Below are 13,838 nucleotides of genomic sequence, written 5' to 3'. Positions count from 1 at the left end.
ACCCGTCAGCCCTTGACGAGCTCGACGGCCTTGGTGACGAGATCGCGGGCACGTCCGGTGTCGATGCGGGCAACGGGCCGATCGGCTTGCACGAGCGGATTGGCGGTGACGATCACGATGAACGTGCCGAAATGCGCGACGTAGTTGTAGAGCTCTCCGGTGCGCGGCCCCTCGGCGGTGACGGTTTGCAACACCCGGTGGGTGCCGACCGTCTGGACGCCGTCGACGTCGGGCGCGTCGACCACTTCGACGAGTCCGCGGATGCCCGCGCCCGCGACGGTGACCTTGTGGCACTGGTCGCTGGGCGTGGGCACGGGAACAGGCCCGGAGGTCTCGACGGCGATCACGACGTAACGGACACCGTCCCCCTCGGCGGTGAGCGCCGCCATGTTCCCCTTGACGTCGGCCGGAACGGTCTGCTGCTGGGTGACCTTGCCGCACTCCGCGGGATCGAAAGTCAGCCCCGCAGGCAGCTTTTGGCCGGCCAGCAGGCGCGGGTCGATGGCTGCCGGTCCGGCATCCTTCACAGTGAACGGCGCCGGGAACTCGCTTCTGAGGTCCTTGACGCGGGCGATGTCGGCGCGGGAGTAGTCGTCGGACTTGCCTCCACACGAGGCCAGCAGCCCTGCGCACAGCAGCAGCGCCATCGACTTCGAGTACGACATCGCCGCCAATGTACCCGCCCGCCTACGGCTCAGCCGCGCAGTGCCGCCACCGTTTCGGTGAGCAGGTGCGCGGCGAAATCCGGCGCCAACGCGGGGTGTGGCGATCCGGGGTCGGTGACCAGCGACACCAGACACAGGTAGTCGCCCAGTGTGGCGATGAATGTCTGTGCGTGTAGCCGGGTTTCGGTTCCGCCTTCGACGACGGTGACGGCGTCGGTTCGCATTCCGACGACGTCGGCGCCGTCGATGCGGGGCGCGGGCACGCCGACGACGGTGGCTGTCGTCGGGCCGGCCGACACGGTCCAGCTGCCGCAGTCGTGCGGCAACACCTGGGAGCCGGCAGGCACGCCGGCGACGACCGCGTACGCGATGCCACCCGGCCCGGAACCCGACCAGCCGCGTGCGGTCGACGGGTCGGCGGCCGGCGCCGCGAGCGCGGCGCACTGCGGCGGCTCCGTGACGGCGGGGACACGCATGCCCCACAGCGCCACCGGCGCCGGTGGGCCCTGGTAGGCGGTGATCTCGTAGCCGTCGGGCAGCGCCGCGCGGCTGCGCTCGACCCGGGCCGGGTTGATGGGCGCCGCAGCGTTCGCGGCGGACGGGGCGCCGGCCACCGGAGCCGGGGCTGACGAGCAGGCGGTCAGGCCCGCCGCCAACGCCACAGCAACCATGCCGGAGGCCAACCGCACGCGCTGTTGATACCACGCCGCAACGCCTCGAGGGTCGATCGACACCTCATTGTCGGGATGTCGTGCGACCACAATCGACTGGATCGTCGGTTCGGCCGGTTATGCTCGCGCTGCCATCGGCGGACAGGAGACGACATGACCACCTCTGCGCGGGCCGGGCTCATCGCACTGGCCGCCCTCACTCTCGGCATCGGCCTCTCGGGCTGCTCTTCGGACACCTCAGGTAGTGCGTCCAGCGCATCCTCGTCGGCGACATCGTCATCGGCGGCGTCATCCTCGGCGCAGGCCGCACCGCCCACGTCGTCGGCACCGCCCGCGCCGATTGTCACGCTCGCCGACTACGTGCGCGACAACAACATCGTCGAGACCCCGGTGATGCCGGGCGATGCCGGCTCTCCGACGATCGAGCTGCCGACCCTCGAAGGGTGGGAGGACATGGGCAGCAACGCCCCCGAGGGCTCGTATTCGGCGTCGGTGTTCACCTCCGACCCGCCTGTCGCCGACCCGGCGACGGTCGTCACCAAGGTGATCAAGCTGACGGGCAATGTGGACCCGGCCAAGGTCCTCGAGGTGGCGCCGGGTGAGCTGCGCACGCTGCCGGGTTTCGATGGCCCCGGAGCGGGTCAGCCCAACAAGCTCAGTGGCTTCGACGCGACGGTCATCGGCGGGACGTACACCAAGGACGGCGCGCAGCGGATGGTCGCCCAGAAGACCGTGGTGATCCCCGGGCAAGAGGGCCTGTACGTGTTGCAGATCAACGCCGAGGGCACCCCGGACGAGGCGAATGCGTTGATGGACGCGACGTCGGCGATCGACGACCAAGCCAAGATCACGCCCTGACCGACGTCAGGCCCGAGAGATCGCCGATGCTTCGGCGATCTGCTCCGGGGTGGGGCGAACCCCGGTGTAGCGCTCGAATTGCTCGGCGGCTTGCAGCGCGATCACCTGCGCGCCGGTGATCACGCCGATCCCGGCCTGACGCGCGGCAGCGATCAGCGGCGTCTCGGACGGTAGCGCGACGACGTCGAAAACGGTGTGCGCGTTGCGGATTGCCTGCTCGTCGAAGGCCAGGTCGTGCTCTTCGGCGCCGCCCGCCATTCCTATCGGGGTGACGTTGACGACGATGTCGGCGGTGTGCGGTGCGCCGCTGTCGGATTGGTAGGAGTAGCCCAACCGGTCCGCCAGCGCCCGGCCGGCGTCGGCATTGCGCGCCAGGATCGTGCCGGCCCGGAAACCGCGGTCGGCGAACGCCGCCCCGACGGCGCTGGCCATCCCTCCGCTGCCCCGGATCAGCACCGACTGTCGCGAGGTCAGGCCGTTGTCGTCGATGAGTTGTTGCACGGCGAGGTAATCGGTGTTCGACGCGGTCAGTCTGCCACCCGGCGCAGAAAGGTCGTTGACGATCGTGTTGACCGATTGCAGCGTCTGCGCCGAGGGCTCCACCTCGTCGACGAGCGCGAGCACGTCGGCCTTGAACGGCATCGACACCGAGCATCCGCGGATGCCGAGCGCGCGGACGCCACCGATGGCGGCGACGATGTCGGTGGTGGTGAACGCCTTGTAGAGGAAGTCGAGCCCGAGCACGTCGTACAGATGGTTGTGGAACCGCGTGCCGATGTTGCTCGGGCGCCCGGCCAGCGAGATGCACACGCGGGTGTCTTTGTTCAGCGGCGGTTTGCGATGGGCCGGGCTCATCCGACGGCCCTGATCACCTGGCGCGCCACGTCGCGGATCTGTTGCACGAGCTCGGCGTCGAAGGGCAGCTCGGAGGGTTTGGGCACATCGATCTCGGTGACGACGACGCCCAGATCGTCGCGATGCCAGACGGCCCCGAACCGGTCGAGGATCGCCCGCATGGGCATGTTGTCCGACAGCACACGCGCGGTGAACCGGCGCACACCGTCGTCGTACGCGGCCACCGAGATGGCGCGCATCAGAAACGTTCCGATGCCCCGGCCCTGATAGGCATCCCCGACGATGAAGGCGATCTCCGCCTCCTCGGGATAGCGCTCGTCGCGCACGAACCGTACGTCGGCCACGACGGGACCGTCCACACCCTCGGTCAGCACGAACACGAAGTGGTCGAGGTAGTCCACCTCGAACAAGTACCTCATCAGGGATTTGGTGGGTGAGCGGACGGACTGGAAGCGGCGGTAGAGCGTCTCACTGGAGAATTCGACCGCCCCCTGCGCGATGCGCGCAGTGTCGCCCGGCAGCACCGGGCGGAGGTGAAACATGCTGCCGTCGCGCATCATCACCGGGATCGGTGTGATGAACGCGGCCAGCCGCTGACGTGCCGTGCGCACCAGCTTGTCCATCATGCCGGGGATTTCGAGCATCGTGGCGAAGGCTTCGCGGCCGCCCACCCAACCGGTCAACGGCTCGGTGGCGATCACCGTGGCGGTGCGCGGAGCGTCACGCAGCAGAGCGATCTCGCCGACGATCAGCCCGGGGCTCACGTCGACCACGGTGTCGTGACCGTCGACACCGGTGTGGCTGACTTCGGCGTGCCCGGACCCGATCAACAGGAAGCTCACGGCGAGCTCGCCCTGCTGCATGAGTACCTGGCCGGGGGCCGCCGACAGCGGACGCAACTGCTCGGCCAGCGGCACCAACGTCGGCACCGCAGCGCCGGCGAAGACATCGAGAGCGGCGAGGTCGTCGGCTTCCACGGCAGTCACCCCCGGCATCTCTCGAGGCTACGGGCGGCTGTCGGCACCCGGCAAGGTGGCACGTGTGACGGCGGGCATATTGCTAGGGCACTAACTATTAGGGCACCATGATTGTTGTGACCGCAGCCGCCGACATCGACCCGCTCGCCCTCGAGCAGCAGGTGTGTTTCGCGCTGGCGGTCACCAACCGCGCCGTACTGGCGGTGTACCGGCCACTCCTGGAGCCGCTGGGCCTGACCCACCCCAAGTACTTGGTGATGCTCGCCCTCTGGGACCACCGAAAAGCAGCCGGGGACGACCCTGCGCCGATGTCGGTCAAGCAGATCGCCACCGCACTGCAGATGGATTCCGCCACACTGTCTCCCATGCTCAAACGCCTCGAGGCGCTCGGACTGATCACCCGCACCCGCAGCGCGACCGACGAGCGCGCCACCGACGTCGAGCTGACGTCCGACGGCATCGCTCTGCGCGAACGGGCACTCGCGATACCGGCAGCAGTCGTGGCCCGGCTCGGCGTCGACCTGCCCGAGCTCGAACAACTCCGCAGCGCCCTGACCCGCGTCAACACCGCCGCCCTGGCCGCCGGCGCCCTGTACGAATGAACCCCACCCGAGGAGCCGACATGTCCAGCGACAAGCCGAGTAAATGGCAGTACTTCACCTACATCTACGGGCGGCGACTGCCGAAGTCCATGCAGCGCTGGGTCGCCGAGGACCTCGCCGGCGAGGGTGCGGTCCGCCGGCACATGATCCGCTACTCGATCCCGCCGATCTTCGTCCTGGCTCCGTTCTGGCTGATCCCGGTCAACCTCTACATGCACCTGGAGATGACGGCGCCCATCTATGTGTGGGCCGTGCTGATGGCGCTCGCGTTGAACAAGCCGTGGCGGCGGCACCGCCTCGCCGTGCACGGGCTCGACCCGAATCTCGTCGACGTCATCAAGCGCAAGAAGCAGGCGCAGATGCACGAGGACTACGCCCGCCGCTTCGGCGCACGGCCCGAATCAGCCGAATGGCAGCAGAACAGCAGCCCGTTCTAGCGATCAGCCCAAGCCGGGCGTGGGCACCAACACCTCGGTGACGTTGCCGTTGACAGTGACCTGATTCGCCGGATCGTCGATGTTGATGTCCGAGTAGTCGGTGTGCCGCTTGCTCATCTGGCCGTCGATCGAGCGTTCGTCGCCGGGGATGTAGTAGCAGAAGCCGTCCCATTTCCGGCAGATGTCCACGACCTTGTAGGGGGTGTTCGGCGGGATGCCGAACCCCTGAGGTGCGCGCCAGCGGTTCTTGCCCTCGGGATCGGTGTAGACGAACCCGGTGCCCGCGCGTTCGGGGGAACCGGTGGTGACGAACCGCAGCTCGCTGGGCGGCGGCGCGGTCGGGTCGAACGAGAACTGGCGCAGCCACCGGTTGATGACGTTGGAGCCCAGCGAGTGCCCGAACACGATCTTGGGCCCCGGGGTGTTCCTGATCCATCCGTCGAGCCTGGCCACGCCGTCGTCGAGGCTGGCCTGACCGATGGCCGGGCCCGCGAGGCCGACGTTCATGTAGTTGATCGGCTCGCAGACGTTCGGGGGCGCACACAGCGAGCCGTGCAGCTGCTGCATGGTCCGCTCTGGCCTGTCGAGCGCTCCGGCGAGCACGGCGACATGGGCTCCGGAACCGGCGCCGTCATCGACGTCGGCATGGGCGATCGCGGGAGTGACGCCGCACAGCGCCATCATCACGGTCGCGAGAATCACCAAGCGTGGTCTCATCGCGTCTTTTCCTTGTGCCGGCCGAATACGGGTCTGCCATTGCATCGCAATCGCAGAGTTCAAGGTTACGTCCGAACTGGCGGACGCTGCCACAGATACCCCATGGGGTATATTCGGAGACAAGCCTCAACGGAGAAAGGACACATCATGTGCCGAGCAGTTCAGTGCCGCACGTGCGGAAAGACGACGTGGTCGGGCTGTGGGAACCATGTCGACGCGGTGCGCCGTAGCGTGCCCGCCGGCCAGTGGTGCGGCGGTCATGACGCCGCACCTTCGGCAGCACAGAGATGGAACCCGTTCCGTAAGAGGTAATCCGGTGGTGTTTCAGTGAGCTATCTCGCGGGATAGGCATGCACCAGCGCCGAGGCCAGTTTCGGCACCGCATGCGTCAGCGTGTGTTCAGCTTCGTGTGCGATGCGATGCGCATCGGCGAGACTGACGTTCGGGTCGATGTCGAGTTCGGCATCGGCGTGCAGGCGATGCCCGATCCACCGCATCTTCACGCTGCGGACGGAGGTGACGCCCGGTTCGGCCGCCAGCGCCGCCTCGGCGGTGTCGACGAACCGCGGATCCACCCCGTCCATCAGACGACGGAAGATGTCGCGAATCGCCGTGCGCAGCACTGCGAGGATGGCGACGGTGATCACGAGCCCGATCAGGGGGTCGGCGAGAGGGAAGCCCAATGCACTGCCGGCTGCGCCGAACAACACCGCCAGCGACGTGAATCCGTCAGTGCGAGCATGCAATCCGTCGGCGACCAGAGCCGCTGAGCCGATCTTCCTGCCGACGCGGATCCGGTACAGGGCGACCCACTCGTTGCCGAGGAAACCGACCAGGCCCGCGACGGCGACCCAGGCGACGTGCTCGATGGGCACCGGGTTGATCAGGCGGTGCACGGACTCGATGCCCGCGATGACTGCGGACAGCGCGATCATCGCGACGACGAACAGGCCGGCGAGATCCTCGGCGCGGCCGAATCCGTAGGTGTAGCGCCGCGTCGCCGCCCTGGTACCCAGGGCGAACGCGATCCACAGCGGAATCGCGGTGAGTGCATCGGAGAAGTTGTGGATGGTGTCAGCGAGCAGCGCCACCGACCCCGAGATGGCGACGATCCCGATCTGGGCGAGCGCTGTGGCACCGAGGACGAGCAGGCTGACCTTCACCGCGCGAATTCCGGCGGCGCTCGATTCGAGCGCGCTGTCGATACTGTCGCCTGCGTCGTGGCTGTGCGGGGCGAAGATCTCCCGCAACGCACCGCCGACCGTGGTGCCGTGATCGTGGTCATGGTGGTGGCCATGGTCTGAGTCGTGGTCGTGATGGTGAGCCTCGTGAGTCATGCCCGCTGCCCTCCGTTCGTCTCGGCATGCAGGACCGCGAGCTCGGAGTCGTCGCGGTGATGGCCGGGAACACCGGGTCCGGCGTGTTCGGCGTTGAAGACGGCGTCGGTGACCAACTGCCGCACGTGCTCGTTGTCCAGGCTGTAGTAGATCGTGGTGCCCTCGCGTCGGGTACGGACCAGACGCGCCATGCGCAGTTTCGCCAAGTGCTGGGACACCGAAGGGGCGGGCTTCCCGATGTGGCCGGCGAGGTCGCTGACCGACATCTCTCGGCTGCCCAGCGCCCATAGCACCTGCACCCGCGTGGGGTCGGCGAGCATGCGGAAGACCTCGACGACCAAGTCGACCTGGTCATCGGGCAGCCGCCGAGTGCATCCACCTTTATCTGCATGCATACGCAGATAGTAGAGAGGCCGCTCGTCGTCTCGCAACCGCCGGATACCCCCAGTAGTATCGCGGGAGGAGCCCGACGACGTGCCCAACCAAGGAGCAGACATGAGCTACGCGCTGTCGACCACCGTGCACACGTCCTTCGCGGACGCGGTCGAGCGGACCCGTCACGCGCTCGCAGAGCAAGGTTTCGGCGTGCTCACCGAGATCGACATGAAGGCCACCCTGAAGACGAAACTCGGCGAGGACATGGAGGACTATCTGATTCTCGGCGCCTGCAATCCCCCGCTCGCACACCGAGCCGTCGAAGCGGAACGCCAGATCGGGCTGCTTCTCCCCTGCAACGTCGTCGTGCGCACCGATCCGTCACAGCAGGGCGCGGTGATCGTCGACGCGATGGACCCGAAGGTCATGGTGCAGGTTTCCGAGAACCCCGAGCTTCGCGAGGTCGCCGACGAGGCGGCACGAAAACTGCGGTCGGCCATCGCATCTCTGGGCTCTGACGCCGACTGAACCTCGGTATCCGACGGGGACCTCGGACCCTAGCCGGGACACACCGGCGAGCGTAGATCTGCTCCCATGGCCTGCAGTCGACGCGCGTTCCTCTCGGGCACCGTCGCCGCGGCCGCGGCGCTGACGGCCTGTGGCCGCTCCCCCTCGTCGCCCAGCACAGCCCGATTCGACCTGACGGCAGCGATCGAGCGCACCGAAGCGCAGCGTCCGCATTCAGGCCGCGCCGTGTCGGCGACGCTGACTGCGCAGCGCTCAGCCGTCGACCTCGGCGGTGTGAATGTCCGCACCCTGGTGTACGGCGACAGCGTGCCCGGCCCGCTGATCCGAGCCGACGTCGGCGACGACATCGCGGTGACGGTGCACAACCGCCTCGATCACCCGACGTCGGTGCACTGGCACGGCATCACGCTGCGCAACGACATGGACGGAGCGGCCCCTGCGACGCCCGACATCAGTGCCGGGCAGTCGTTCACCTACCGGTTCTCCGCGCCTCGCCCGGGCACCTACTGGGCGCATCCCCACACCGGCCTCGACGCCGACTACGGCCTCTATCTGCCGGTCATCATCGACGACCCACGCGAACCCGGCGACTACGACGCGGAATGGATTGTCGTACTCGATGATTGGACCGACGGCGTCGGGCCCGACCCGCAGCAGATCCTCGACGGTCTTCGCACCCGCGGCATGGGCCACATGCCGAGCATGGGCGGGATGGGTTCGCGCCTGCTCGGCGGGGACGCCGGCGACGTGCGGTACCCGGCCTACCTGATCAACGGGCGTGTTCCGGCGGCGCCGACCAGCTTCCCCGGAAAGCCCGGGCAGCGCATACGGATTCGCTTCGTCAACGCCGCGTCCGACACCGCGTTCCGCGTCGCCCTGGCCGGCCACACGATGACCGTCACGCACACCGACGGCTACCCCGTCGCACCCGCCGACGTCGACGCGGTGCTCATCGGCATGGGCGAACGCTACGACGTCGTCGTCACCGCAGGAGATGGCGTGTTCGCGCTGGTCGCGGCCGCGGAAGGCAAGGACGCACTCGCCCGGGCGCTGCTGACCACCGGGGCGGGCAGCCCGCCCGATCCTGCGTTCACACCGACGGAGCTGACCGGGCGGGTGGGCACCGTGAGCATGTTCACCGCGGCCCCCGAGGCGAACCTGTGGTCGGGGCATTCCGACGTGAAACTCGCGGCCCGACTCTCCGGCGGCATGATGCGCTACGACTGGGCCATCAACGGGCAGCCCTACGAAAAGCACCAACCCCTCGGGATCAGCCAGAGGCAGACGGCCACCCTGACCTTCGCCAACACGACGATGATGTGGCATCCCATGCATTTGCACGGCCACACCTTCCAGGTCGTCAGGGCCGACGGGAGCCCGGGCGCCCGCAAGGACACCGTGATCGTCCAGCCGAGACAGAACGTCGGCGTCGCACTGGTCGCCGACAACCCCGGAATCTGGATGCTGCACTGCCACAACACCTACCACCAGGCAGCCGACATGATGACCAGCCTGGACTACACGGGATGACGAGCCGGCGGGTGGCCGCCGACGACATGAATGAAATGTGTGGAGCTAAGGGGAATCGAACCCCTGACCTACTCGATGCGAACGAGTCGAAATACGCCGACCTGGGCGTTTGCTGATTCAAGCTCTGTTGGCCATGCAACATCACTGCAGGTCAAAGTGGGGAGGAACCGTTGGCTTAGTTGGCTGTCTCAAACCTGGACGGAATCTCCTGCGGGCCCGACTGCGGGCCGGGTATAGCGGTTGCACTACCCAGCAAACGCTGCTCACCCGACCGTGTGCGTCGGCCCCTGCCCTCCTCGCGCGGCGGCCCCGATCTGCTGAGACACGCCGCCAACCAGCCACGCTCGGGCTCGCCCATCTGGCACGCTGAAGCGGGTGGAGTACGGGGAGGAGCTGTACGCCGAGCGGCTGCGCCGGAAGGCTCAAGAGGCAGCTTTGGCGTCCGGCGCGGTGCAGTGGACAGAGCATCTCGACATGGCCGCTCGCGTGAAGCTAGGGCTGGCGTGGGAGGACATCACGGAGAGCCTCAACAGGGACGCTGGCGCCTTTCTAGACGACTTCATCCCGGCGCGGCTGGTCCGCTCGATTGGTTGGTCACTCCGTCCTGACGCGATGCGTACGAATAGCTCGGGCAACACCAACGAACGCCTCCTGTCCCTGATCGAAGCCGAACACGAGGCGCTGGTTTCGCTCGCAGAGGCCTCGGGCGGGTTCGGCAACGCATACGGGCGCACGGACGATGTGTGGGATACCCGCAGCCTTCACGAACTTGCCAGCGAGTTTCAGACCCGGGTTAACCGCATCTTTCCGGCCCACCTCGTCGGCCTGCACCTTCACCACAACAGCCGTCTCGTGCCGATCGACTCGCACGAGATGCACGACTCCGTCGTCGTGCCCACGCTGTACCTACTCAACAGTCAGCCGCGCTTTGCGGGCGCAGAGCGGGCCTATCAGAATGCGCTGCGGGAGTTGAGGAACCAAGATGCTGCGGACGCGATCACCGACGCAGCCACGGCACTCCAGGAGGTGCTTACTGCACTGGGGTGCGAGGGCGGCGCGCTCGGAGACCTTGTGGCGTCAGCCAGAAGAAAGGGCCTCTTGGTAGGAACGGACACACCGTTGACCGAGTCCATCATCAGAACAGTCCATTGGGTTGCCGCTAAACGCAATCAAGGTGAAGCCCATCGCGGCGATCCGGACGTCGGCATGAGTGACGCCTGGATGCTTGTGCATGTTGTTGGCGCGCTGGCCATTCGGCTGGGCGAAAGCACACAGTGAGCTATCGAATCGGTCACCGGAACCGAAACGCGGCCACATGACCCCGAATGATACTGGGGGCGACGATGCCTCTACGCCTATAGAAACCGGCGTTCAGTGGCTGACCGACCGCACTGAGGCGGCCATTGCTCGATTGACATCGATCGAAATTGCCAGAAAATCAGTCATTTTCGCCGATGACGTCTTCTTTCACCCGATCCGCCGCACTGTGAGTCAGGACGTGTGCCAGCTTCTGCTGAGCGCCCTTGATCACCTGCGATTTCTTGCGTGGAGTCTGCGGAAGCACGAGAAAACTTACCCCTACGCGCAGGCCACACTTATCAGGACGGCGGCGACCGGTGCCGCTACTGCTCTATGGATCGTGGGGGCCGAGAGTACTGTCGAACGGCGCTGTCGCGCCATGGAATTCATGTTCAACGATATAAAGTCGCATCTGACGTGGATGGCGACGGCAGCCGCTGAACCGATGCACCAACAGCGCCCAGCTTCGGAGTGGACCGCCTACGAGAATCAGCGAAGTGAGTTGCAACGTCGCCAGGAATGGCTTGTCCAACAGGCTAATACGCTTCTTCAGCCCGAGACGGCTTTCACCCGTCGGACCTATGGACAGCGCCTGACCAGCGACTCCGACATGGTACGAGCTGCGGGAACAAGCACACCCGCGATAGGCGTGGGCGGATGGGACCCAGAGTTGGTGTTGCTCAGCTCGTGGCAGGTGCTGAGCGGCTACGCGCACGCGCGACCGTGGGCGGTCCCGCTGGGCTCCACCTTGGTCGTTAATGATCCTGAGCCAAACCCGACAACCGGCACGATAAGCGTGACCCCCGAAGGCAACCCTGATCGATTGCTGGACATGGCATTTCGTGCGCTCCTCGTCGCCGAGAACGCGGTCGCGCGGCTGGAGTCGCTGTCCGTGGCGTAGGACACCTCCCCGGCTCTGGGGCCCACGCTGAGCCGCGATCAGGGAGCGACCCCGGGCCCCTTCTGACCAACTAAATTTCTTTGTCCCACAGCATCTTTGGCGTCTCAAATTGTGCAGGGCGACAAGGGTTTTTCGGAACCCCTGAAATACCAGGTATATCCGCGACCCCGACTCTGCCTCGGGCGACTTGCAGCAATAGAAAACGGCCTCATCGTCGCAGCTCAAGGAATTAAATTCGCTGTGCAGCAAACTCACCTGCAGCGCCAAACCGCTTGCAGCAAACACCGCTGAATCACACTGTCCTGGCTCACCTTTGGCGATTAATACACATTCCCCCTTCGGGAGACGACCGTTGCCCGAGGCATCGAGGTTCGCATGATGTTTGCTGGTCGGTCGGGGCGCGGGCGCGCAGGGGCCCACGTCGTCATCTGATGGCGTTGGCCTCGGAAGAATGGCAAATCCCGAGCGCAACAGACGATTTCGTGGGCTTACGCGACAGGCCTACATTCGCGAGCGTCGTGCTGGCTCCAGGTCCGAACTGTCGCCGCTCAACGCTTCTAGTGCAGACTCTCCGCGCCCCGACCGACGGCTTCTCATTGTGCGACAGCCCTTCAGCGAACAGAGACGATCCGGCAGGCTCGCTCCTCCAAGCCGAGGACCTCGCCGCCAAACGCGGCGAACTGCTGCCGCCCGCTATCGTTGCCCCGAGCGTCGCGGAAATTCAGCGGCCCGCCGAACAGAACCGACTCGCCGCGCTGTTCATCCCACAGCGGGGCAGGACGATCGACGGCCCGATGACCATGGTCGACGTGGCGTTGGTGACCGGCCAGCAAGTCATCGATCTGGTCAATGAGTGTCGTTGCACGCGTGCGTAATTCAGATACCTTTGCATGACGTTGCGCTCGCTCGTCGGCGGCGGCTCGTGCCGCGAAGTGTCGCATGAGCGACGGCGGTCCGATAACTCCAGTGTATTCCATTGGTGATCACTCTCTTTCACTTATTCGATGGTAGGTTCCCGTGCCATCTTTCTGCTCTTGCCAAGCCAGGCCGGCCCGATCCATGCGTTCCGTATGATGCTCGAAAGTGACTGCGGCCATGGCGCCTTGAGATAGCTCCGCATCACCGTCGGTACCGAGGCGTTCCTGCTTGGCGCGCAGGGCTCGGATACGGCGGCGGGTGTTCTTGACCTCGCTCATCTCGGCCAAGTCTTCAGCGTCCCGTCGGCGTGCCTCACGTTCCGCGTCAAGTTTGGCGCCACGTTCAGCAATCAGGTCGCGCACTACATCGCCGGGGATGCAACGCATCCCGTACTCGTTGCGGACCATGACATCGCCACATAGTTGTTCCAACTCTCTTGTGCCGACGTTAATCTCATAGGCAACAATGCCAATCGGAAATGCTACTTCGGTCATGCTGCGGTGCCCTCCAAAGCGAGCAGTCGGTGATGCTGGCCAGTTAGGTCGGCGAACGCATCCTGAAGGTCATCGAATAGACGAATCCGGTTGATCCGCAGCGTTGATGGTCTAAGGAGGCCGTAGGGCGAGACGGCAAAGGTCGCATAGTGGTCGAGGCGATGCTGCACGTTGTGCAGGTCCGCGCACATGATGTCGCCGTACGCATCGAGGGCGAATCCGGGGGCCGTCACATCGGCGTGGCAATGATTCATATGAGTTTGTCCTTCACACCTTGAGTTGTGCCGCCGATGGTAAGCCCACTACCTGCGCCGACGCCAGAGGTCGGGGGGCATCTTCTGTTGCAATTGCGCACACGAAAGGCATTGTGCACCCCCAGATCCCGCGTATGTACCCCCAGATGCCGCGTATGTGCCCACAGTCGGGTCGAGCTGAGTCATGCCGACTCAGCCCTCAGGAGCGAGTCAACCCCCTGGCTGATACACCCACCCCCGGCCCGGACTAGTTCGTGGCCCAGCATCGCCCACAGCCCCGGGAACGGCCCGCTCCAGACACTCAGCGCGCGGCCTGTCGTACTGCCCGTCGCTCCTGACGCAGCGCTTCGACGCGGGCGCGTCCTCGTCGCCGACGCGCGGCGTCGGCGCTGGCCTTGCGACGGGCGGCGACCTCCTCGG

Annotated in this window: 17 protein-coding genes and 1 tRNA gene; 7 read left to right on the top strand and 11 right to left on the bottom strand. The window is 66.0% G+C overall.

The genetic code is table 11. The features are described from left to right. Positions 1-5: 5 nt before the first annotated feature. Together DMB80_RS09145 and DMB80_RS09140 are read right to left on the bottom strand one after the other, a co-directional pair. Complete coding sequence (locus tag DMB80_RS09145) at positions 6-665, bottom strand: DUF5642 family protein (RefSeq protein ID WP_111509560.1); 660 nt, start codon at positions 663-665, stop codon at positions 6-8. Between the two features lie 29 nt (positions 666-694). Further along, the gene (locus DMB80_RS09140; RefSeq protein ID WP_111509645.1) at positions 695-1,354 is read right to left on the bottom strand and encodes a DUF5642 family protein; all 660 of its coding nucleotides are present in this window, start codon (positions 1,352-1,354) and stop codon (positions 695-697) included. A gap of 135 nt (positions 1,355-1,489) precedes the next feature. Here DMB80_RS09140 and lpqN point away from each other — a divergent pair, with 135 nt between their 5' ends. Further along, on the top strand, positions 1,490-2,194 hold the full coding sequence (gene lpqN / locus DMB80_RS09135) for an envelope biogenesis lipoprotein LpqN (protein ID WP_111509559.1): 705 nt from the start codon (positions 1,490-1,492) through the stop codon (positions 2,192-2,194). Between the two features lie 6 nt (positions 2,195-2,200). On the opposite strand, the gene DMB80_RS09130 is transcribed toward lpqN, so the two are convergent. Both DMB80_RS09130 and DMB80_RS09125 read right to left on the bottom strand, forming a co-directional pair. Beyond that, complete coding sequence (locus tag DMB80_RS09130) at positions 2,201-3,049, bottom strand: shikimate 5-dehydrogenase (RefSeq protein WP_111509558.1); 849 nt, start codon at positions 3,047-3,049, stop codon at positions 2,201-2,203. Beyond that, positions 3,046-4,044, bottom strand: a complete 999-nt coding sequence (locus DMB80_RS09125) for a GNAT family N-acetyltransferase (protein ID WP_111509557.1) — start codon at positions 4,042-4,044, stop codon at positions 3,046-3,048. The genes DMB80_RS09130 and DMB80_RS09125 overlap by 4 nt, the downstream gene beginning before the upstream one ends. 89 nt (positions 4,045-4,133) lie before the next feature. Here DMB80_RS09125 and DMB80_RS09120 point away from each other — a divergent pair, with 89 nt between their 5' ends. Beyond that, a complete protein-coding gene (locus DMB80_RS09120; RefSeq protein ID WP_162938467.1) occupies positions 4,134-4,628 on the top strand; it encodes a MarR family winged helix-turn-helix transcriptional regulator in 495 nt (164 codons plus the stop codon). Between the two features lie 20 nt (positions 4,629-4,648). Continuing rightward, positions 4,649-5,065 (top strand): DUF5313 domain-containing protein, encoded by a 417-nt coding sequence (locus DMB80_RS09115; RefSeq protein ID WP_111509643.1) that lies wholly within the window; start codon positions 4,649-4,651, stop codon positions 5,063-5,065. A 3-nt stretch (positions 5,066-5,068) separates the two neighbouring features. Here DMB80_RS09115 and DMB80_RS09110 read toward each other — a convergent pair whose 3' ends face one another. The 3 genes from DMB80_RS09110 to DMB80_RS09100 all read right to left on the bottom strand — a co-directional run bounded on the left by DMB80_RS09110 (position 5,069) and on the right by DMB80_RS09100 (position 7,514). Further along, positions 5,069-5,782, bottom strand: a complete 714-nt coding sequence (locus tag DMB80_RS09110; RefSeq protein ID WP_162938466.1) for a PE-PPE domain-containing protein — start codon at positions 5,780-5,782, stop codon at positions 5,069-5,071. A gap of 332 nt (positions 5,783-6,114) precedes the next feature. Beyond that, positions 6,115-7,119 (bottom strand): cation diffusion facilitator family transporter, encoded by a 1,005-nt coding sequence (locus DMB80_RS09105; RefSeq protein WP_111509555.1) that lies wholly within the window; start codon positions 7,117-7,119, stop codon positions 6,115-6,117. Next, on the bottom strand, positions 7,116-7,514 hold the full coding sequence (locus tag DMB80_RS09100; protein WP_111509554.1) for an ArsR/SmtB family transcription factor: 399 nt from the start codon (positions 7,512-7,514) through the stop codon (positions 7,116-7,118). Before DMB80_RS09100 ends, DMB80_RS09105 begins: the two co-directional genes overlap by 4 nt. A 100-nt stretch (positions 7,515-7,614) precedes the next feature. On the opposite strand from DMB80_RS09100, the gene DMB80_RS09095 reads away from it, so the two are divergent. Both DMB80_RS09095 and DMB80_RS09090 read left to right on the top strand, forming a co-directional pair. Then, entirely contained in the window at positions 7,615-8,022 is a 408-nt protein-coding gene (locus DMB80_RS09095) for a DUF302 domain-containing protein (protein WP_111509553.1), read from the top strand. Positions 8,023-8,088: 66 nt separating this feature from the next. After that, entirely contained in the window at positions 8,089-9,552 is a 1,464-nt protein-coding gene (locus DMB80_RS09090; protein ID WP_111509552.1) for a multicopper oxidase family protein, read from the top strand. A 40-nt stretch (positions 9,553-9,592) separates the two neighbouring features. On the opposite strand, the gene DMB80_RS09085 is transcribed toward DMB80_RS09090, so the two are convergent. Then, positions 9,593-9,677 (bottom strand) — tRNA-Ala (locus tag DMB80_RS09085). Between the two features lie 250 nt (positions 9,678-9,927). Between DMB80_RS09085 and DMB80_RS09080 the strand changes: the two genes are divergently transcribed. Both DMB80_RS09080 and DMB80_RS09075 read left to right on the top strand, forming a co-directional pair. Further along, entirely contained in the window at positions 9,928-10,830 is a 903-nt protein-coding gene (locus DMB80_RS09080; protein ID WP_111509551.1) for a hypothetical protein, read from the top strand. 37 nt (positions 10,831-10,867) lie between these two features. Further along, positions 10,868-11,752, top strand: coding sequence for a hypothetical protein (locus tag DMB80_RS09075; protein WP_111509550.1), 885 nt, complete (start codon positions 10,868-10,870; stop codon positions 11,750-11,752). Positions 11,753-12,363: 611 nt separating this feature from the next. Here DMB80_RS09075 and DMB80_RS28065 read toward each other — a convergent pair. Genes DMB80_RS28065 through DMB80_RS09060 form a run of 3 tightly spaced genes read right to left on the bottom strand, consistent with a single transcriptional unit; the run spans position 12,364 to position 13,418 of the window. Beyond that, the gene (locus tag DMB80_RS28065; protein ID WP_162938465.1) at positions 12,364-12,729 is read right to left on the bottom strand and encodes a hypothetical protein; all 366 of its coding nucleotides are present in this window, start codon (positions 12,727-12,729) and stop codon (positions 12,364-12,366) included. A 6-nt stretch (positions 12,730-12,735) separates the two neighbouring features. Further along, positions 12,736-13,164: a hypothetical protein gene (locus DMB80_RS09065; RefSeq protein ID WP_162938464.1), complete on the bottom strand. Its 429-nt coding sequence runs from the start codon at positions 13,162-13,164 to the stop codon at positions 12,736-12,738. Then, positions 13,161-13,418: a hypothetical protein gene (locus tag DMB80_RS09060; protein WP_111509547.1), complete on the bottom strand. Its 258-nt coding sequence runs from the start codon at positions 13,416-13,418 to the stop codon at positions 13,161-13,163. Before DMB80_RS09060 ends, DMB80_RS09065 begins: the two co-directional genes overlap by 4 nt. Positions 13,419-13,838: the final 420 nt, after the last annotated feature.

It is taken from the genome of Mycobacterium kyogaense (assembly GCF_003254575.1).
GTDB classification, from domain to species: Bacteria; Actinomycetota; Actinomycetes; order Mycobacteriales; family Mycobacteriaceae; genus Mycobacterium; species Mycobacterium kyogaense.
The sequence above is the reverse complement of the archived record's forward strand: the minus strand, read 5'-3'. Positions and strand labels throughout refer to the sequence as shown.

What these genes read in the sequence shown, in the direction of transcription:
- DMB80_RS09145 (WP_111509560.1), bottom strand. Translation starts at nt 665, where the DNA reads ATGTCGTACTCGAAGTCGATGGCGCTGCTGCTGTGCGCAGGGCTGCTG.
- lpqN (WP_111509559.1), top strand. Translation starts at nt 1,490, where the DNA reads ATGACCACCTCTGCGCGGGCCGGGCTCATCGCACTGGCCGCCCTCACT.
- DMB80_RS09130 (WP_111509558.1), bottom strand. Translation starts at nt 3,049, where the DNA reads ATGAGCCCGGCCCATCGCAAACCGCCGCTGAACAAAGACACCCGCGTG.
- DMB80_RS09125 (WP_111509557.1), bottom strand. Translation starts at nt 4,044, where the DNA reads ATGCCGGGGGTGACTGCCGTGGAAGCCGACGACCTCGCCGCTCTCGAT.
- DMB80_RS09120 (WP_162938467.1), top strand. Translation starts at nt 4,134, where the DNA reads ATGATTGTTGTGACCGCAGCCGCCGACATCGACCCGCTCGCCCTCGAG.
- DMB80_RS09115 (WP_111509643.1), top strand. Translation starts at nt 4,649, where the DNA reads ATGTCCAGCGACAAGCCGAGTAAATGGCAGTACTTCACCTACATCTAC.
- DMB80_RS09110 (WP_162938466.1), bottom strand. Translation starts at nt 5,782, where the DNA reads ATGAGACCACGCTTGGTGATTCTCGCGACCGTGATGATGGCGCTGTGC.
- DMB80_RS09105 (WP_111509555.1), bottom strand. Translation starts at nt 7,119, where the DNA reads ATGACTCACGAGGCTCACCATCACGACCACGACTCAGACCATGGCCAC.
- DMB80_RS09100 (WP_111509554.1), bottom strand. Translation starts at nt 7,514, where the DNA reads ATGCATGCAGATAAAGGTGGATGCACTCGGCGGCTGCCCGATGACCAG.
- DMB80_RS09095 (WP_111509553.1), top strand. Translation starts at nt 7,615, where the DNA reads ATGAGCTACGCGCTGTCGACCACCGTGCACACGTCCTTCGCGGACGCG.
- DMB80_RS09090 (WP_111509552.1), top strand. Translation starts at nt 8,089, where the DNA reads ATGGCCTGCAGTCGACGCGCGTTCCTCTCGGGCACCGTCGCCGCGGCC.
- DMB80_RS09075 (WP_111509550.1), top strand. Translation starts at nt 10,868, where the DNA reads ATGACCCCGAATGATACTGGGGGCGACGATGCCTCTACGCCTATAGAA.
- DMB80_RS28065 (WP_162938465.1), bottom strand. Translation starts at nt 12,729, where the DNA reads ATGGAATACACTGGAGTTATCGGACCGCCGTCGCTCATGCGACACTTC.
- DMB80_RS09065 (WP_162938464.1), bottom strand. Translation starts at nt 13,164, where the DNA reads ATGACCGAAGTAGCATTTCCGATTGGCATTGTTGCCTATGAGATTAAC.
- DMB80_RS09060 (WP_111509547.1), bottom strand. Translation starts at nt 13,418, where the DNA reads ATGAATCATTGCCACGCCGATGTGACGGCCCCCGGATTCGCCCTCGAT.